The organism is Micromonospora sicca, from assembly GCF_003172935.1.
Classification (GTDB): domain Bacteria; phylum Actinomycetota; class Actinomycetes; order Mycobacteriales; family Micromonosporaceae; genus Micromonospora; species Micromonospora sicca.
On the sequence record NZ_QGKS01000271.1, the window covers coordinates 38,019 to 54,997 of the forward strand.

Consider the following 16,979-nt stretch of genomic DNA (forward strand, 5'->3'; position numbering starts at 1 on the left):
ATGTCACTCTTGCTCGACACGTCGGTCGGTTGCCTGGTCGGCGCCGCGGTGGGCGACGCCCTCGGCGGTGCCACCGAGACAGCGCTCCCTGAGCAGATCCGCGCCCGCTACGGCGGCTGGGTCGAGGGCGTCGTGCCCCCGTACCACGCCGACTGGGCCACCGCGCGGCCACTCGCGCCGTACCACAAGGGCGACGGGCACATCACCGACGACACGTTGATGACCCACGCCCTGGTCCGGGCGTACGCGGCCAAGCGGGACCACCTCGACGCGTACGACGTGGTGGAACTGCTCGTCCCCGACCTGATCGAGCGGGTGGTGTACATCCCGGACCTGGAGCGGGACGGGGTGACCTTCCACCGGCTGGCCGCGGCCGAACGGTGGCTGGTCACCCGCCTGCACCACGCGCACGCCGACCCCCGCGAGGCCGGCGTGGGCAACATCGTCAACTGCGGCGCCGCCATGTACATGGCCCCGGTCGGCATCGTCAACGCCGGCGACCCGGCCGGGGCGTACGCGGAGGCGGTGGAGATCGCCGGGGCGCACCAGCACAGCTACGGGCGGGAGGCCGCGGCGGTCTTCGCCGCCGCGGTCGCCGCCGCCGCGGCCCCCGGCGCGGGCGTCGACGACGTCCTCGGCGCGGCGCTCGACCTGGCCCGCGACGGCACCCGCGCCGCCATCGACGCGGTGGTCAAGGAGGCCCGGGGGTACGACGACTGGAAGGCCGCCATCCCCGCGCTGCGCGCCGCGGTCGCCCCCTACGACACGGTGGGGGAGGAGTACCGCAGCCCCGGCCTGGGCGCCCGCCGGCCCAGCCGGCTGCACGCCATCGAGGAGCTGCCGGTGGCGCTGGGCATGCTGGTGGTGGCCCAGGGCGACTACCGGTCGGCGGTGCTCGGCTCGGTCAACTACGGCCGGGACGCCGACTCCACGGCCACCATGGCCGGCGCGATCGCCGGGGCGCTGGGCGGCGTGGCGGCGGTGCCCGCCGAGTGGTCCACGGTGGTGGCCGAGGCGTCCCGCACCGACCTGGTCGAGCCGGCGCGGGTACTCGCCGCGGTCGCCACCGAGGTCTTCGACCGGGACCGGCAGCGCTTCGCCCGGCGCGCCGAGCGCTTCGGCGGCCTGGCATGACCGCTGCGGGTGTCCCGGCCACCGGCACCGCGCCGGCCGCCGGGGCGGGCGGCCCTGCCTCCCGTCCCGGCGCGGCCGGCGGGCTGCGACTGACCTGGGTGCAGCCGGAGGACCTGCTGCCGCACGAGCTGGCGGCCAGCCGGGACGAGGGCCGCAACGTGACCGCCCTCGCCGACCGCTGGACGGCGGCCGGCGGCGACGCCACCGCCCCGGTCAGCGGGGCCTCGGCCGTGCCCGCGTCGCCCGAGCTGCGCGCCCTGGCCGTCGACCTGCTCGACGCCGCCGACGCGCTGCCCGGCCCCGACACGGCCGACGAGCCCGACGACCTCGACGCCGTCCGGGCGACCTGGCCGACGGCCTGGCACCTGCCGACCACCGCCACCCGGGACCGGCTGCACGGGGCCTGGCTCGGCCGGGCCGTCGGCTGCCTGCTCGGCAAGCCGGTGGAGAAGATCCCCCGACCCGGGATCCGGGAGATCCTCACCGCCACCGGCCGGTGGCCGCTGCGCGGGTACTTCACCGCCGAGGGGCTGCCGGCCGAGGTGGCCGCCCGCTGGCCGTGGAACCGGCGCAGCGCCCCCACCAGCCTGGCCGAGAACATCGCCGGCATGCCCGAGGACGACGACCTCAACTTCGCGCTGCTGGCCCTGCGGATCCTGGAGACCCACGGCCCGGACTTCACGAGCGCCGACGTGGCCCAGGCCTGGCTGGACTGGCTGCCCGCCGGGCGGGTCTTCACCGCGGAGCGGGTCGCCTACCGCAACCTGCTGCTCGGCCACGCCCCGCCGCAGACCGCCCGCCGACACAACCCGTTCCGGGAGTGGATCGGCGCTCAGATCCGCACCGACGTGTACGGCTGGACCAACCCCGGCCGCCCCGACCAGGCCGCCGAGGCGGCCTGGCGGGACGCCGCCGTCAGCCACGTCCGGGCCGGGGCGTACGGGGCGATCTGGGTGGCCGCGCTCGCCGCGGCGGCGCCGGTCGCCGGGAGCATCGACGAGGTGCTGGACGCGGGCGAGTCGGTGCTGCCGCCGGGCAGCAGGTTCACCGCCGCCGTCCGGGAGGCGCGCGCCCTCGGCGCCGGCACCGACGACTGGGAGAGCATCGTGGACACCCTCTACCAGCGGCACGGCCACCTGCACTGGGTGCACGTGCGCAACAACGCCGCGCTGGTCGCGGCGGCGCTCGCGTACGGGCGCGGCGACCTGGAGCGGTCCATCTGCGCCGTGGTCAGCGGCGGCTGGGACACCGACTCGACCGGCGCGACGGTCGGCGCGGTCACCGGGGCGCTGACCGGCGCGTCCGGGCTGCCGGCGCGCTGGGTCGCCCCGCTGCGCAACCGGCTGGCCAGCAGCATCGCCGGTTTCGACGGGATCGGCTTCGACGCCCTCGCCGACCGTACCCTCGCCCTGGCCGACGCCCGGGTGCCGGCGGACGGGGGCGCGGCGTGAGCGCCCGGGTGATCGTGGTCGGCAGCGCCAACCTGGACCTGGTGGTGACCACGCCGCAGCTGCCCAGGCCCGGTGAGACGGTGCTCGGCGGCGACTTCCGCACCGTGCCTGGAGGCAAGGGCGCCAACCAGGCGGTGGCCGCCGCCCGGGCCGGAGCGGACTGCGACTTCGTCGGCGCCGTCGGCACCGACGACTTCGGCATGCTGCTGAGTGACAACCTGATCGCCGCCGGCATCGACGTACGGGGCCTGCGCACCGTCGACGGGCCGTCCGGCGTCGCGCTGATCGCCGTCGACGGCGCGGCCGAGAACTTCATCGTCGTCGCCCCCGGCGCCAACGCCGCCCTCACCACGCTGGACGCCGCCGACCGGACGGCGGTGGCCGGCGCCGACGTGCTGCTGCTCCAGCTGGAGGTGCCGCTCGCGGCGGTCCGGCAGGCCGCGGAGTGGGCCCGCGCCGACGGCACCACGGTGGTGCTCAACGCCGCCCCGGCCCGGCCGCTGCCGGCCGAGCTGCTCGACCTGGTCGACGTGCTGGTGGTCAACGAACACGAGGCGGCGGTCGTCGGCGGGGTCTTCACCGAGGAGCCCGGCGCGCTGCTCGACGCGCTCGTGACCCTGGTGCCCCGGGTGGTGCTGACCCTGGGCGCGCGCGGCGCCGCGTACGCCGACCGGGCCGGGACCCGGATCGAGGTCCCGGCCCCGAAGGTCGACGCGGTGGACACCACCGCGGCCGGTGACGCGTTCACCGGCGCGCTCGCCGTCGCCCTCGCCGAACGCGGCGGCACCCTCACCGCCGGCACGGCGACGGCGGTGCTGCGCTGGGCGTGTGCCGCCGGTGCGGCCTGCGCGCAGCGCCCCGGCGCGTCCACCGCCCTGCCCTCGCGGGCCGCGATCGACGCCCTGTACGCCGTGACCTACGGAGATGCCGCGTGAGCTTCAATCCCTACGTGCCGCGGCCGATCGACCGGCCGACCGACGTGCCGCTCGGCTCGCACGCCGACCTGACCACCCTCGACGAGGCGAAGATCTTCGCCGCCCCGGACGACCCGGCGGACTGGCCCGCCTGGCGGGAGCAGCTCGCCCGGTGGCGGGCCGACGCCCTGGCCCGCCTCGCCTACACCGGCAGCCACTACGACGAGATCACCGGCGACTGCTTCTCCGTCTGCCTCGCCTGGCTGTGGGACGAGACCCTCTACGACCACGAGCGGGGCGTCTTCACCGTCGAGGCGTTCCTCGACGCCGCCCGGCGCGACTTCGGCGGCTTCGACGGGGTGGTGCTGTGGCACGCGTACCCGGTGATCGGGCTGGACGACCGCAACCAGTTCGACTGGTACCGGGACGTGCCCGAGCTGCCCGAGGTGGTGCGCGCGTTCCAGGCGCACGGCGTCCGGGTGTTCGTCGACTACAACCCCTGGGACACCGGCACCAGGCGGGAACCCGGCACCGACGCCGAGGAGGTGGCCGCGCTGGCCGCCGGCCTCGGCGTGGACGGGGTCTTCCTGGACACCCTCAAGGAGGGCGCCGGCGAGCTGCGCAAGGCCCTCGACGCCGTACGCCCCGGCCTGGTCCTGGAGGGGGAGAGCCGGGTGCCGCTGGCGCGGATCGAGGACCACGCGATGTCCTGGGCGCAGTGGTTCGCCGACTCGACGGTGCCCGGGGTGCTGCGCGCCAAGTGGTTCGAGCGGCGGCACATCCTGCACCACACCCGCCGCTGGCACCGCAGCCACCTCGACGAGCTGCACTCCGCCTGGCTCAACGGCTGCGGGGTCCTGGTCTGGGAGAGCGTCTTCGGCGTCTGGGTCGGCTGGAACGACCGGGACAAGGCCGTGCTGCGGGCCATGCGCCGGGTGCAGGCCAGCCACGCCGCCTGGCTGGGCGCCGAGGACTGGGTGCCGCTCGCCGACCGCGCCGGCTCCGGGCCGGTGTACGCGTCCCGCTGGACGCACGACGGCGAACCACTGTGGACGGTGGTCAACCGGGGCGACGACCACGACGGGCCGTGGCTGCTCACCGAGCCGCGCCCGGGCCGGCGCTTCGTCGACCTGATCACGGGCGCGGAGTTGACCGTCACCGAGACCGGCGACGGCCGGGTCACCGTCGGCGGCCCGCTCCCGGCCGGCGGGATCGCCGCCGTGGTCGCCGCCGACACACCCGTCGCCCGGCACGAGTCGCCGGCCGGCGATCCGTCCTTCCCGGCCCGGGTCGCGGTGCGGGCCCGCACCCCGTGGGCGCCCCTCGCCGCCCTGCCCGACGGCATGGTCACCGTCGATGGCGGCCGGCACGACCTGCTCGTCCGCCACCGGGTCCGGGAGACCGGGCTGTACGGGGAGGCGCCCTACGTCGACGAGTGGAAGCCGCTGCCGCCCCGGCTGCACCACACCGGCACCCTGCGCCGCCCGGTCCAGCTCGGCCGCTTCGCCATCGACACGCGCGAGGTCACCCACGGCCAGTACGCGCGGTTCCTCGCCGCCACCGGCTACCGACCCGTCCGACCGGAACGGTTCACCGCCGGCCGGGGACCGGCCGACGCCCCGGTCACCGGCGTGGACCTCGCCGACGCCCGCGCGTACGCCGACTGGGCCGGGCTGCGGCTGCCCACCGAGGACGAGTGGCAGGTCGCCGCCGAGGCGGGGCTGCTCAGCCGGCGGGAACCCCTCGTGTGGAACCTGACCGAGAGCGAACACTCCGACGGGCGGACCCGCTTCGTGATCCTCAAGGGCGGGTGCGCGTACCGGGCGGAGGGTTCCGACTGGTACCTCGACGGCGGCCCGCAGCCGCCCGACGTGTCGGTGAAGCTCCTGCTCACCGGGGCGGGACTGACCCGCTCCGACTCGATCGGCTTCCGCTGCGCCGCCGACCTGCCCGGGGACGACCGATGAGCGGGCCGCTGCACGGGGTCAAGGTCGTCGACCTGGCCACCCTCTTCGCCGGTCCGCTCGCCGCCGCGTTCCTCGGCGACTTCGGCGCCGACGTGGTCAAGGTGGAGCACCCGGCCAAGCCCGACCCGTCGCGCGGCCACGGCCCGGCCAGGGACGGTGTCGGCCTGTGGTGGAAGGTGCTCGGCCGCAACAAGCGGACCGTCACCTGCAACCTCTCCGACCCGCAGGGCGCCGAGCTGCTGCGCCGGTTGATCGCCGACGCGGACGTGCTGGTGGAGAACTTCCGCCCGGGCACCCTGGAACGCTGGGGGCTCGGCCCGGACGAGCTGCACGCGGTCAACCCGCGACTGGTCATCGCCCGGATCAGCGGGTTCGGTCAGCTCGGCCCGTACGCGTCCCGACCCGGGTTCGGCACCCTCGCCGAGGCGATGAGCGGCTTCGCCGCCGCCACCGGTGAACCCGACGGGCCGCCCACCCTGCCCCCGTTCGGGCTCGCCGACTCGGTCACCGCGCTCGCCGCCGCGTACGCGGTCATGCTGGCCCTGCGCGGCCGCGACCTCACCGGCCGGGGCCAGGTGGTCGACCTGGCCATCATCGAACCGATCATGGCGATGCTCGGCCCGCAGATCACCTGGTACGACCAGCTCGGCTACGTCCAGCCCCGGCTGGGCAACCGGTCCAACAACAACGCCCCGCGCAACACCTACCGGTGCGCGGACGGGCGGTGGGTGGCGGTCTCGACCAGCGCGCAGAGCATCGCCGAGCGGGTGCTGCGACTGGTCGGCCGCCCCGAGCTGATCGACGAACCGTGGTTCGCCACGGGCAGCGGCCGGGCCGCGCACGCCGACGAGCTCGACGCCGCCGTCGGCGCGTGGGTGGCGAAACGCGACCGGGACGAGGTCGTGGCCGCGTTCGAGGCCGCGCAGGCCGCCGTCGCTCCCGTCTACGACGTCCGCGACATCCTCGCCGACCCGCAGTACGCGGCGTTGGGCACCGTCGTCACCGTCCCCGACGAGGACCTCGGCGAGGTACGCATGCAGAACGTGCCGTTCCGGATGTCCGCCAGCCCCGGGGAGATCCGGCACGCCGGTCGGGGGCACGGCCAGGACACCGACGAGGTGTTCCGGGCGCTCGGCGTCACCGACGACGAGTTGGCCGCGCTGCGCGAGCGCGGGGTGATCTGATGCTGCTCACCTGGCTCTACGTGCCCGGCGACCGGCCGGACCGGTTCGCCAAGGCCGTCGCCTCGGGCGCCGACGCGGTGATCCTCGACCTGGAGGACGCCGTGGTGGCCGGGCGCAAGGCGTACGCCCGGGAGGCGGTCGCCGAGTTCCTCAGCGAGCCGCAGGCGGTGCCCGTGCAGGTCCGCGTCAACGAGCTGGCCGGCCCGGACGTGGACGGCGACCTGGCCGCGGTCGCCGGCGCGCCCGGGCTGGCCGGGCTGCGGCTGCCCAAGGTGGAGTCCCCGGCGACCGTCGCCGCGCTCGCCGCCCGCGTCGACACCCCGCTGCACCCGCTGATCGAGTCCGCCGTCGGGCTGGAGGCCGCGTACGACATCGCGGGTGCGCACCCGGCGGTGGCCTCGCTCGGGCTCGGCGAGGCCGACCTGCGCTCGGACCTGGGCGTCGCCGACGACGACGGCCTGCTCTGGGCACGCGGCCGCGTCGTGGTCGCGGCCCGCGCGGCCGGCCTGCCGCCGCCCGCCATGTCGGTCTACGCCAACGTCGCCGACCTCGACGGGCTGGCCGCCTCCTGCGCGGCCGGTCGGCGGCTCGGCTTCCTCGGCCGCGCCGCGATCCACCCGCGCCAGCTCCCGGTGATCGCCGAGGCGTTCCGCCCGGCCGAGCGCGAGGTGGCCCGGGCCCGGGAACTCCTCGCCGCGGTCGCCGACGCGCAGGCCCGCGACTCGGGCACGGTGGTGCTGCCCGACGGCCGGTTCGCCGACCGGGCGATGGTGGCCGCCGCCCGCCGCGTCGTCGACCTGGCCGCCCGCTACGCGGCCTGACCCGCCACCACCGAGCCCGAGCAGGTCGACCGTACGCTGACCCCACCGACGGGCAGGATGGGAGCGGGAATGGGCGAGGGACAGCCACGGCTCAACCGGCGCGGCCTGCTCGTCGCCGCCGGGGGCCTCGCCGTCGCCGGCGTCGGCGTTCCCGTCAGCCTCGCCGCCACCGCCGACCCGCCACCGCTGCCGTTCCCGCCGCACGGCCGCCGGCCGGTCAGCATGGCGATGCACATCCACGCCTCGTTCAGCGAGGGCATCGCCAGCTACGCCGCCCACCTCGACCAGGCCCGCCGCAACGACGTCGACGTCATCTGGTGGACCGACCACGACTTCCGGGTCGCCGCGCACGACCACCGCCGGATGGTGCACTTCGACGGCGCGGAGGAACTCGAGGGCGGGCTGGCCTGGACGTGGAAGGCGTCCACCGAGGGGCGGCTGACCACGTCGGCCGCCGACTTCGTCGACAGCCCGCACGGCACCGAGGACCCGGCGAAGGCCCTGCGCCTCACCGCCACCGGCGCGGGCATCCTCTGGTACGCCGGTCAGGCCTGGAACTGGACGCACACCGGCAACATCTCCGACACCACACTGCACCTCGACGTGCTGCCGGAGACGTCCGGGCCGGCCGCGGTGCTGCTCGTCGAGATCGCCCTGTCGCACCACCCCGCCCGCGGCGGCAGGCCCGCCGGCCAGCACATCCTGCGCTACCGCATCGCCGCCGGACGCGCCGGTCACTCGACCGACGGCCTGGTCGGTACCGTTGACCTGCCCGCCCCGCCCGGGCAGTGGCGGCGGCACAGCCTCCCGCTGCTGGCGGACGTCCGGCGGCTCTGGCCCGACCTGGTCGCCGGGGACAACTCCCTGCGCGGTCTGCGCCTCGGCGTCAGCGTCGCGTCCGCGCGCGGCAGCTTCGTCGTCGACCGGCTGGCCTTCGACCGGACCCGCCGCGCCGGGCAGGCCGGCGAGGACCTCCGGACCGAGGTGCTGCGTGCGTACGACGGCGCTTACCCGGAGGTCACGCACCATCGGGCGTACGAGGTGTCGCTGGTGCGGCACCTCAACTGGTTCGGCGGCGACCAGACCCTGCCGGAGTTCCCGTCGCCGCCGTACCGGGACAACGACGTGACCCGCACCGAGCGGATGATCGACTTCTTGCACTCGCACGGCGGCGTGGTCTGCTGGAACCACCCGCTCGACGTGGAGAGCCGCCAGTCGCTGGCCCGGCTGATGGTGGAACGGAACAACCTCGGCGCCGACCTGGTCGAGATCGGTCGCGGTCCCGTCGACGACCACCTGTGGGCGCTCGACGTCGCCGCCCGCAACGCCGTCTTCTTCACCGCCGTCGGGGTCACCGACGACCACGACGGCACCGACTGGCGGGGCCGCGGCGACCGGCACATCACGTACGTCTGGGCGTCGTCCACCGACCGGGACGACCTGGTGGCCGCGCTGCGCGCCGGCCAGGCCTGGTTCACCGACCTGGCCCGCTACCGGGGCGCGCTGGACCTCGAGGTCGACGGCCGGACGGCGATGGGGGCGGTCGCCGTCACCGACGCGTCGGAGCTGACGGTACGTCTGCTCGCCACCGACCTGCCCGCCGGCGCGTCCCTGGAGGCCGTCATCGGGACGGTCGACCTGGCCGGCATCCGTGACCTGACCCCGGCGACTCGCACCACCCGGATCTCCGGCCGGCAGCTTAGGCAGGGCTGGTACGACCTGCGGGTGACAACAGGCGACGGCAGCTACGTCCGCACCCAGGTCCGGGGGAGGGACGGGGCGCTCCTGGGGGCGAGCAACCCGGCCTGGTTCCTTTCCCGAATGCAGACCCGCGACATACCGCCGGCCCGCCGCCTCTGATCCTGGTCACGCCTGACCGCCACCGTCGTGCTGCGGCTCTGTACCGGGGATCTCGCCCGAGATCGGCAGCCAGTAGAAGGGAATGAATGCGGCGATCACAGCCACGCCGAGAGCGGGAAGCAGGGCGCCCAGCAGGGTTCCGGTGGCGATCCAGGCAAGGGCGAGCCGGAAGCGCCGGCTGATGGCTCGCGCACCAGCGGAATCGATGGTGGTGGCGAGCAGCCGGCGACTATGACGCGTGTACTCCCAGATAGCGTTGAATAAGATGGCTGCCAATTCGAACGCGATGCCGTGGAAGACGACGGCAGTGCGTTCTCCCTGTCCCTCACGGAACGCCTTGGCCAAAACGGAGGCGGCGAACGGCAGGAACGCGATGTCCATCAGCAGCACCGGTGTTCAGAAACAGCACCACCCGGTCGGCATGACGGATGTGGTCGAACATGACGTGATGATTGGCCCACACCTGCCCGATCAACATGAAGGTGACGACGTAAGCCAGGTAAGATGGCCAGAGCGTGGCGAGACCGTGAAACAGGTGCCGGGTGTCCTGCGGCGGACGGATCTCGAGGACGAGCAGAGTGACGGCGATGGCGATGACCGCATCGCTGAAGGCCACGACCCTCGCAGGCTCGCGCTTCATGCCGAACCGTGTTGACCTTCCTGGTTCACGACTAGGTTCTTTCACCGCCTAAGCGTGAGACATCAGGGCGTCGCCCGCGCCGAACTCCTTGGCGAACGCGAGGAGTGAACGCTCCCGGAACGGGTAGGCGCGGCGCCGGGAGGCGGGCGCCTCCGGGATCGAGGGGGACCATGGGAGCCGCCGCCGTCGTCGCGCTGGTCATCATCGTCGCGATCGTGGTGATCGTGCTGGCGCTGAGCGTCCGGCTCGTGCAGCAGTACCAGCGCGGTGTCGTGTTCCGCTTCGGCCGGGTGCTGGACCGGATCCGTCAGCCCGGTTTCCACCTGATCATCCCGGTCGTCGACCGGATGGTCCGGGTCAGCATGCAGACCACGGTGATCGGCGTGCCCGCGCAGGGCGTCATCACCCGGGACAACGTCACCCTCACCGTCGACGCGGTCGTCTACTACCGGGTGGTCGACCCGGTGAAGGTGCTGGTCAACGTGCGGGACTACCCGTCGGCGGTGCTCCAGGTGGCCCAGACGGCGCTCCGGTCGGTGATCGGCAAGGCCGACCTCGACACCCTGCTGCGCGACCGGGACCGGATCAACGCCGAGCTGAAGTCGGTGATCGACGCGCCCACCGAGAAGCCGTGGGGCCTGCTGATCGAACGGGTCGAGGTGAAGGACGTGTCGCTGCCCGAGGGGATGAAGCGGTCGATGTCCCGCCAGGCCGAGGCGGAGCGGGAACGCCGGGCCCGGGTGATCGCCGCCGACGGCGAGTTCCAGGCGTCCCGCCGGCTCGCCGACGCGTCCCGGGCGATGGCGGACACGCCGGGGGCGTACCAGTTGCGGCTGTTGCAGACGGTGGTGGACGTGGCGGCGGAGAAGAACAGCACCCTGGTCATGCCGTTCCCGGTGGAGCTGCTGCGCTTCTTCGACGAGGTGGCCCGCGGTTCGCGGGAGGCGGCGCCGTCCGCCGGCCGGGGCGGCAGCCGGGAGCCGGGGGTGTCCGGCGGGCCGGGCCCGCGGGAGCAGGCGACGCCGGTCGGCCCGGTGCTCGGCCCGGTCACGGAGAACGTCGCCGCGGCGGCGGCCGACGGCGACGGGCGGCGCGGCCGGCCCACCGACTGACGGGACAGCGTATACCGGCTGTCTGTATACCCCGCCGCCTGAGCCGCCGGTGGTTCCGCCCTCAGGCCGGGACCGCCGGCGCCCGCTCGCCCGCCTGCTCCGGTACGACCGCGGCGGCCGGCTTCGGCAGCGTGAAGGTGAACCGGGCGCCCTCGGTGTCGCTGTCGTCCAGCACCAGCGTGCCGCCGTGGTACTCGACGATCTTCTTGCAGATCGCCAGCCCGATGCCGGTGCCGTCGTAGCTGCCGCGCGGGTGCAGCCGCTGGAAGATGAGGAAGATCTTGTCCGCGTACCGCGGGTCGATGCCGATGCCGTTGTCCGCCACGCCGAACGTCCAGCCGGTCGCGTCCTCCGCCACCGTGACCCGGATCCGGGGCGTCCGGTCGGGGCTGCGGAACTTCACCGCGTTGCCGAGCAGGTTCTGCCAGAGCATCGTGAGCAGGGTCGGGTCGCCGTGCACCACCGGCAGCGGATCGGCGACGACCTCGGCGTCCGCCTCGGCGATCGGCCCGGACAGGTCCGACTCGGCCCGGGCGAAGACCTCCGCGAGGTCCACCTCCCGGTCGTCGCTGTAGACCCGCCCGATCCGGGAGAACGCCAGCAGTTCGTTGATCAGGTCCTGCATCCGGGTCGCCCCGTCGACCGCGTAGCTGATGTACTGCCGGGCCCGGTCGTCGAGCTGGTCGTCGTACCGGCGCTGGAGCATCTGGCAGAACGACGCCACCTTGCGCAGCGGCCCCTGCAGGTCGTGCGAGGCGACGTAGGCGAACTGCTCCAGGTCCTCGTTGGAGCGGCGCAGCTCGGCGGCCTGCTGCTCCAGCGCGTCCCGGTCCCGCCGGCTGGTCATCAGCGCGTCCACCACTCGCCGCCGCATGGTCTCCACGTCCGCGGTCAGCCGGGCGATGTCCGCCGGTCCCTCCGGCCGCAGCCGGTGGTCGAATTCGCCGTTGGCGACGTGCCGCACCGAGGCGCCCAGTCGGCCCAGCGGGCGCAGCACCGCGGCGCGGACCAGCACCGAGATGACGACGCTGGACAGCAGCAGCGCCCCCAGGATCGCCACGAAGAGCACGTCGCGCACCGCCCGGGCGTCGTCCAGGTTCCGGCGCCCGGCCGCCTGCACCCGGTCGAGCCGGCCCTCCAGGGCGGTCAGCGCGGCGCGGGCGGCGTCGAAGGCGAGCCGGCCGCGCTCCACCACGGGGGCCAGCTGCTCCGGCGGCGTCCCGGCGCGCCGCGCCCCGATCAGCCGGGTGGCGAACTCCGTCCGCCATCGGTCGGCCAGCCGGATCGCGTCGTCCAGCTCGCGCCGCGCGTCCGGCTCGTCGGCGAGCAGGCCGCGGGTCCGGTCCACCGTCGCGCGCTCGGCCGCCACCCCCGCCTCGTACGGGCGCAGCAGCTCCGGGTTACCGGTGGTCACGTACCCCCGCACGGCCGCCACCTGCTCCAGCAGGCCGCTCTCCAGCCGGCCGACGGCGGCGCGGGCCGGGGAGATCCGGTCCGCCAGCCGGTTGGACACCGCCGCGGTGTGCGACAGGGCCGCCGCCCCGACCGCGCCGCCGGTCAGCACCAGCACGCTCATCGCCAGCATCATGACGCTCAGCCGGCGGCTCGTCGTCATCCGCGAGGGCCGGCCTGCGCGGTGGGTCCGGCCCGCCGCCGTCGTCGCGCTGCTCACCGGCAGCACACTAACCGAGAGCGGGCGCGCCGTCCCGGGACAGCGTCGGGCGGCGTCACGGGTCCGGTCCGGTGCCGCCACGCACTCCACCATCCTCGGGGCCGGCGAGCCGGAGCCGGCGGCGGTCGTCGCCGCCGGCGAGCCGGTGCGCCGGACCGGCGGCAGGCGGTCAGCCGAGCAGGCCGCTGGTGGGCAGGGGCAGGGGCAGGCCCGGCCGCGGCGGCAGCAGCGACGGGCTGGTAGTCGGCGACAGCAGCCGTGGCAGCGGCGGCACCAGGTTCCCGCCGCCGCCGGTGGGGGAGGCGCCCGTGGATCCTTTGCCCGGCTTCGGCGGCGCCGGGGCGTGCGTCGTCGCGCGGCCGGTGGGGCCGGTCCGCGGCGCCGACGGCGCGGCCGAGACCGGAGGCGTGGCCGGCGGCGTGGCGTCGGTCCGCGCGGCGACGAGCCGGCGGGTCAACGCGTCGAGTTGCTCGCGGAGCCGGTCCGCGGCGGCCGGGTCGGTGATGCCGGTCAGCTCCTGGCGGGCCTGGTCGACGAGCCGCTGGGCCTCGTCGAGGCGGCCGGCGGTCAGCGCCGCGCGGGCCCCCGCGATGGTCTCCTCGACGCCGCGCACCTCGGCCTGCTGCGGATGGAGCAGCTTGGTCAGGGTCCACAGCGGGCTGCTCGGCCCGGCGGTGCGGCTGCCGATCCCGAGCCCCGACACCAGCGCGATCAGCGCGACCACCGCGGCGGCCAGGCGCAGCGTCCAGGGGCGGGTCCGGCGGGAGCGGACGGCCGGTCGCAGGGGCACCGGCGGCTCGGGTGTCCCGCCGTCACCGGTCGGCGTGGGCGGGCGCACGTCCGCCGGCGGGGGCGCGTCGTCGGCGATGTCGGCGTGCCAGGCGGCGAGCATCGCGGCGAGGTCGTCGTCGGTCGGCGCCTCCTCGCCCCGGCCGAGGGCGTCGAGCAGCAGGTCGTCGCGGGCGATGACCTCGAGGTCAATCGCCTGCTCGCCGCCGCCCGGCGTGCGCTCACTCATGCCGCCACCTCGTCCAGAGCGTCCCCGGCAAGCGTACGGAGCCGGGCCAGGGCGCGGGACTGGGCCACCCGTACGGCCGCCGCCGTCATTCCGACGATCAGTCCCACCTCGTCGGCGGGCAGCCCCACCGCGACCCGCAGCAGGATGATCTCCCGCTGCGCCTCCGGCAGCTTCTTCAGCAGCACCGACAGCCGCCGGGCCAGGTCGGTGGCGACGGCCTGCTGTTCCGGGCCGGGAGCGGCATCGGGCTGCTCCAGCGGGGCGTCGATGGGGGTGACGGCGGAGTCGCGGATGGCGGCGCGCTGCGCGTCAGCCACCTTGTGCGCGGCAATGCCGTAGACGAAGGCGGCGAAGGGCGAGCCCTGGTCGCGGTAGCCAGGCAGCGCCCGCAGCACGGCCACGCACACCTCCTGGGCGACGTCGTCGGCCGTGGTGTACGCCCCGCCGACCCGCCCGAGGCGCGCCCGGCAGTACCGGACCAGGCCGGGTCGTACATCGGTGAGCAGCTCAGCCATCGCCCTCCGGTCGCCCTGGACGGCCTGGCGGACCAGCTCTGGATCGACTGCTCGAATCATGGGGTTGCGAGACACCTTCGTTACCGACGGGTTAACCGCACCGTACTGAGTCCGGCTGGTTTCCGCACCTCTCACGTTGGGTAGCGGGGCGGCACCGAAAGTTATGTGTTGCGACTTGACGTACCGCGGCGATGTCTCTGTCAGGAAGCAGCGACGGGAGGGTCGATGGGCGTCGAGGTGGCCGTGCAGGGACTGACGAAGTCCTTTGGTGGCCAGCCGGTCTGGTCGGACGTCACCCTGACCCTGCCGGCGGGCGAAATATCCGTTCTGCTGGGGCCCTCCGGCACGGGGAAATCGGTGTTCCTCAAGACCCTGGTCGGCCTGCTCCGGCCCGACCGCGGCTCCATCGTGATCGAGGGCCAGGACCTGCCCCGCCTGTCCGAGCGGAAGCTGTACGAGGTGCGCAAGCTGTTCGGCGTGCTGTTCCAGGACGGCGCGCTGTTCGGCTCGATGAACATCTACGACAACGTGGCGTTCCCGCTGCGCGAGCACACCCGCAAGTCCGAGTCGCAGATCCGCGCCGTGGTCACCCAGAAGCTCGACATGGTCGGCCTGGTCGGCGCCGAGAAGAAGCTGCCCGGCGAGATCTCCGGCGGGATGCGCAAGCGGGCCGGGCTGGCCCGCGCCCTCGTGCTCGACCCGCAGATCATCCTCTTCGACGAGCCGGACTCCGGGCTGGACCCGGTGCGCACCGCCTACCTCAACCAGCTCATCATCGACCTCAACCAGCGCACCGAGGCGACGTTCCTGATCGTCACCCACGACATCAACACCGCCCGGACCGTGCCGGACAACATCGGCCTGATCTACCACGGGCACCTGGCCATGTTCGGCCCCCGGGAGATGCTGCTGTCCAGCACCGAACCGGTGGTGCGGCAGTTCCTCAACGCGCAACGGGTCGGGCCGATCGGCATGGCCGAGGAGAAGGACGCCGAGGAACTCGAGGCCGAGGCGCAGGCCGGGGTGGAACTGCCGCCGCTGCCGCCCATCCCGCTGCAGCTCCCGCCGACCGACGGACTGCCCCGGCGGGCCGAGCGCCCACCGGGCGAGTGGTGCCGGGAGTACGGCGTCACCCCGCCGCCGGGGTCGTTCGAGGGCCGCCTGGACGCGGAGCGACCCACCATCGAGCTGGGCCGGCACCTGGCGATGGACGGGCGCCAGCAGCGGGAGGTGACCGGATGAGCGCCCCGGTCGGCGCCCTGCGCCGCTCCGGCGACTTCTTCGCGTTCTGCCTGGACACCCTGCGCGGCCTGGGCCGCCGGCCGGTGCAGGTCCGCGAGTTCGTCCAGCAGGCGTGGTTCATCAGCTCGGTGTCGATCCTGCCGGCCGCGTTGGTCTCGATCCCGTTCGGCGCGGTCATCGCCCTGCAGCTCGGCTCCCTGGTCCGGCAGCTCGGCGCGCAGTCGTTCACCGGCGCCGCGTCGGTGCTCGCCGTCGTCCGCGAGGCGGGCCCGATCGTCACCGCGCTGATCATCGCCGGCGCCGGCGGCTCGGCGATCTGCGCCGACCTGGGCTCCCGCAAGATCCGCGAGGAGCTGGACGCGATGCAGGTCCTGGGCATCGACCCGATCCAGCGCCTCGTGGTGCCCCGGGTGCTGGCCTCGATCCTGGTCGCCGTCCTGCTCAACGGGCTGGTCAGCGTGGTCGGGGTGACCGGCGGCTACACCTTCAACGTGGTCATGCAGGGCGGCACGCCCGGGGCGTACCTGGCGAGCTTCCAGGCCCTCGGGCAGCTGCCCGACCTGCTGGTCGGCGAGGTCAAGGCGGCGCTGTTCGGCGCCACCGCCGCGCTCGTCGCCTCCTATCAGGGGATGAACGCCAAGGGCGGCCCCAAGGGGGTCGGCGACGCCGTCAACCAGAGCGTCGTCGTCACGTTCATGCTGCTGTTCGCCCTGAACTTCGTCGTCACGGCCGTGTACTTCCAGGTCGTACCGCAGAAGGGGAGCTGACGTGGTCGTGCTGCGCTACCTCGACGACCTGGGCGGACAGCTCGCCTTCTACCTGCGCGCCTTCGCCTGGACGCCGCGCACGCTGCGCCGCTACAAGCGTGAGGTGGTCCGGCTGCTGGCCGAGGTCAGCTTCGGCTCCGGCGCGCTCGCCGTGCTCGGCGGCACCGTCGGCGTGATCTGCTTCCTCACCTTCTTCACCGGCACCGAGGTCGGCCTGCAGGGCTACCAGGCGCTCGACCAGATCGGCAGCAGCGCCTTCACCGGCTTCGTCTCGGCGTACTTCAACACCCGGGAGATCTCGCCGCTGGTGGCGGCGCTGGCGCTGTCGGCCACCGTCGGCTGCGGGTTCACCGCCCAGCTCGGCGCGATGCGGATCTCCGAGGAGGTCGACGCGCTCGAGGTGATGGGCGTGCCGTCGCTGCCGTTCCTGGTCACCACCCGGATGATCGCCGGGTTCATCGCGGTCGTCCCGCTGTACGTGGTGGGCCTGCTCTCCAGCTACCTGGCCACCCGCACCATCGCCGTCGGCTACTTCGGACAGTCCGCCGGCACCTACGACTACTACTTCCACCTCTTCCTGCCGCCCGGGGACGTGCTCTGGTCCTTCGGCAAGGTGCTGGTCTTCAGCGTGATCGTGGTGCTGGTGCACTGCTGGTACGGCTACACCGCCAAGGGCGGGCCG

Annotated in this window: 15 protein-coding genes and 1 pseudogene; 11 read left to right on the forward strand and 5 right to left on the reverse strand. The window is 74.3% G+C overall.

Going from position 1 to position 16,979, the window contains the following annotated elements:
• The 7 genes from DKT69_RS21730 (at position 1) to DKT69_RS21760 (ending at position 9,331) form a co-directional block, all read left to right on the forward strand.
• Positions 1-1,134 carry an ADP-ribosylglycohydrolase family protein gene (locus DKT69_RS21730; protein WP_109803361.1) on the forward strand — a complete coding sequence of 378 codons (1,134 nt, stop codon included), beginning with the start codon at positions 1-3 and terminating at the stop codon, positions 1,132-1,134.
• Complete coding sequence (locus tag DKT69_RS21735; RefSeq protein ID WP_236648145.1) at positions 1,131-2,585, forward strand: ADP-ribosylglycohydrolase family protein; 1,455 nt, start codon at positions 1,131-1,133, stop codon at positions 2,583-2,585. The genes DKT69_RS21730 and DKT69_RS21735 overlap by 4 nt, the downstream gene beginning before the upstream one ends.
• Positions 2,582-3,520, forward strand: coding sequence for a ribokinase (locus DKT69_RS21740; protein ID WP_109803362.1), 939 nt, complete (start codon positions 2,582-2,584; stop codon positions 3,518-3,520). Before DKT69_RS21735 ends, DKT69_RS21740 begins: the two co-directional genes overlap by 4 nt.
• A complete protein-coding gene (locus tag DKT69_RS21745) occupies positions 3,517-5,466 on the forward strand; it encodes an SUMF1/EgtB/PvdO family nonheme iron enzyme (RefSeq protein ID WP_109803363.1) in 1,950 nt (649 codons plus the stop codon). The genes DKT69_RS21740 and DKT69_RS21745 overlap by 4 nt, the downstream gene beginning before the upstream one ends.
• Positions 5,463-6,650 (forward strand): CaiB/BaiF CoA transferase family protein, encoded by a 1,188-nt coding sequence (locus DKT69_RS21750; protein ID WP_109803364.1) that lies wholly within the window; start codon positions 5,463-5,465, stop codon positions 6,648-6,650. The genes DKT69_RS21745 and DKT69_RS21750 overlap by 4 nt, the downstream gene beginning before the upstream one ends.
• On the forward strand, positions 6,650-7,471 hold the full coding sequence (locus DKT69_RS21755; RefSeq protein WP_109803365.1) for an HpcH/HpaI aldolase/citrate lyase family protein: 822 nt from the start codon (positions 6,650-6,652) through the stop codon (positions 7,469-7,471). Before DKT69_RS21750 ends, DKT69_RS21755 begins: the two co-directional genes overlap by 1 nt.
• A 69-nt stretch (positions 7,472-7,540) precedes the next feature.
• Positions 7,541-9,331, forward strand: a complete 1,791-nt coding sequence (locus tag DKT69_RS21760; protein WP_109803366.1) for a CehA/McbA family metallohydrolase domain-containing protein — start codon at positions 7,541-7,543, stop codon at positions 9,329-9,331.
• Between the two features lie 6 nt (positions 9,332-9,337).
• Here DKT69_RS21760 and DKT69_RS39995 read toward each other — a convergent pair whose 3' ends face one another.
• Together DKT69_RS39995 and DKT69_RS40000 are read right to left on the reverse strand one after the other, a co-directional pair.
• A complete protein-coding gene (locus tag DKT69_RS39995; RefSeq protein WP_236648146.1) occupies positions 9,338-9,712 on the reverse strand; it encodes a hypothetical protein in 375 nt (124 codons plus the stop codon).
• Positions 9,657-9,971 (reverse strand): TMEM175 family protein, encoded by a 315-nt coding sequence (locus DKT69_RS40000; protein ID WP_236648148.1) that lies wholly within the window; start codon positions 9,969-9,971, stop codon positions 9,657-9,659. The genes DKT69_RS39995 and DKT69_RS40000 overlap by 56 nt, the downstream gene beginning before the upstream one ends.
• 170 nt (positions 9,972-10,141) lie before the next feature.
• On the opposite strand from DKT69_RS40000, the pseudogene DKT69_RS21770 reads away from it, so the two are divergent.
• Positions 10,142-10,984 (forward strand): annotated as a pseudogene (locus tag DKT69_RS21770) (SPFH domain-containing protein); the annotation flags it as partial.
• A 160-nt stretch (positions 10,985-11,144) separates the two neighbouring features.
• Here DKT69_RS21770 and DKT69_RS21775 read toward each other — a convergent pair.
• The 3 genes from DKT69_RS21775 to shbA form a co-directional block, all read right to left on the reverse strand.
• Complete coding sequence (locus tag DKT69_RS21775; RefSeq protein ID WP_161557921.1) at positions 11,145-12,755, reverse strand: sensor histidine kinase; 1,611 nt, start codon at positions 12,753-12,755, stop codon at positions 11,145-11,147.
• A 169-nt stretch (positions 12,756-12,924) separates the two neighbouring features.
• On the reverse strand, positions 12,925-13,773 hold the full coding sequence (locus DKT69_RS21780; RefSeq protein WP_109803369.1) for an anti-sigma-D factor RsdA: 849 nt from the start codon (positions 13,771-13,773) through the stop codon (positions 12,925-12,927).
• Positions 13,770-14,348 (reverse strand): RNA polymerase sigma factor ShbA, encoded by a 579-nt coding sequence (gene shbA / locus DKT69_RS21785; protein ID WP_109803370.1) that lies wholly within the window; start codon positions 14,346-14,348, stop codon positions 13,770-13,772. Before shbA ends, DKT69_RS21780 begins: the two co-directional genes overlap by 4 nt.
• Positions 14,349-14,513: 165 nt before the next feature.
• Between shbA and DKT69_RS21790 the strand changes: the two genes are divergently transcribed.
• The 3 genes from DKT69_RS21790 to DKT69_RS21800 all read left to right on the forward strand — a co-directional run.
• The gene (locus tag DKT69_RS21790; RefSeq protein WP_109803371.1) at positions 14,514-15,530 is read left to right on the forward strand and encodes an ABC transporter ATP-binding protein; all 1,017 of its coding nucleotides are present in this window, start codon (positions 14,514-14,516) and stop codon (positions 15,528-15,530) included.
• The gene (locus tag DKT69_RS21795; RefSeq protein WP_109803372.1) at positions 15,527-16,297 is read left to right on the forward strand and encodes an MlaE family ABC transporter permease; all 771 of its coding nucleotides are present in this window, start codon (positions 15,527-15,529) and stop codon (positions 16,295-16,297) included. Before DKT69_RS21790 ends, DKT69_RS21795 begins: the two co-directional genes overlap by 4 nt.
• Before the next feature lies 1 nt (position 16,298).
• Positions 16,299-16,979 (forward strand): MlaE family ABC transporter permease (locus DKT69_RS21800; protein WP_109803373.1); only part of this gene is annotated, 681 nt, incomplete at its 3' end.

What these genes read in the sequence shown, in the direction of transcription:
- DKT69_RS21755 (WP_109803365.1), top strand. Translation starts at nt 6,650, where the DNA reads ATGCTGCTCACCTGGCTCTACGTGCCCGGCGACCGGCCGGACCGGTTC.
- DKT69_RS21735 (WP_236648145.1), top strand. Translation starts at nt 1,131, where the DNA reads ATGACCGCTGCGGGTGTCCCGGCCACCGGCACCGCGCCGGCCGCCGGG.
- DKT69_RS39995 (WP_236648146.1), bottom strand. Translation starts at nt 9,712, where the DNA reads ATGGACATCGCGTTCCTGCCGTTCGCCGCCTCCGTTTTGGCCAAGGCG.
- DKT69_RS21780 (WP_109803369.1), bottom strand. Translation starts at nt 13,773, where the DNA reads ATGAGTGAGCGCACGCCGGGCGGCGGCGAGCAGGCGATTGACCTCGAG.
- DKT69_RS21750 (WP_109803364.1), top strand. Translation starts at nt 5,463, where the DNA reads ATGAGCGGGCCGCTGCACGGGGTCAAGGTCGTCGACCTGGCCACCCTC.
- DKT69_RS21790 (WP_109803371.1), top strand. Translation starts at nt 14,514, where the DNA reads ATGGGCGTCGAGGTGGCCGTGCAGGGACTGACGAAGTCCTTTGGTGGC.
- DKT69_RS21795 (WP_109803372.1), top strand. Translation starts at nt 15,527, where the DNA reads ATGAGCGCCCCGGTCGGCGCCCTGCGCCGCTCCGGCGACTTCTTCGCG.
- DKT69_RS21730 (WP_109803361.1), top strand. Translation starts at nt 1, where the DNA reads ATGTCACTCTTGCTCGACACGTCGGTCGGTTGCCTGGTCGGCGCCGCG.
- shbA (WP_109803370.1), bottom strand. Translation starts at nt 14,348, where the DNA reads ATGATTCGAGCAGTCGATCCAGAGCTGGTCCGCCAGGCCGTCCAGGGC.
- DKT69_RS21760 (WP_109803366.1), top strand. Translation starts at nt 7,541, where the DNA reads ATGGGCGAGGGACAGCCACGGCTCAACCGGCGCGGCCTGCTCGTCGCC.
- DKT69_RS40000 (WP_236648148.1), bottom strand. Translation starts at nt 9,971, where the DNA reads ATGAAGCGCGAGCCTGCGAGGGTCGTGGCCTTCAGCGATGCGGTCATC.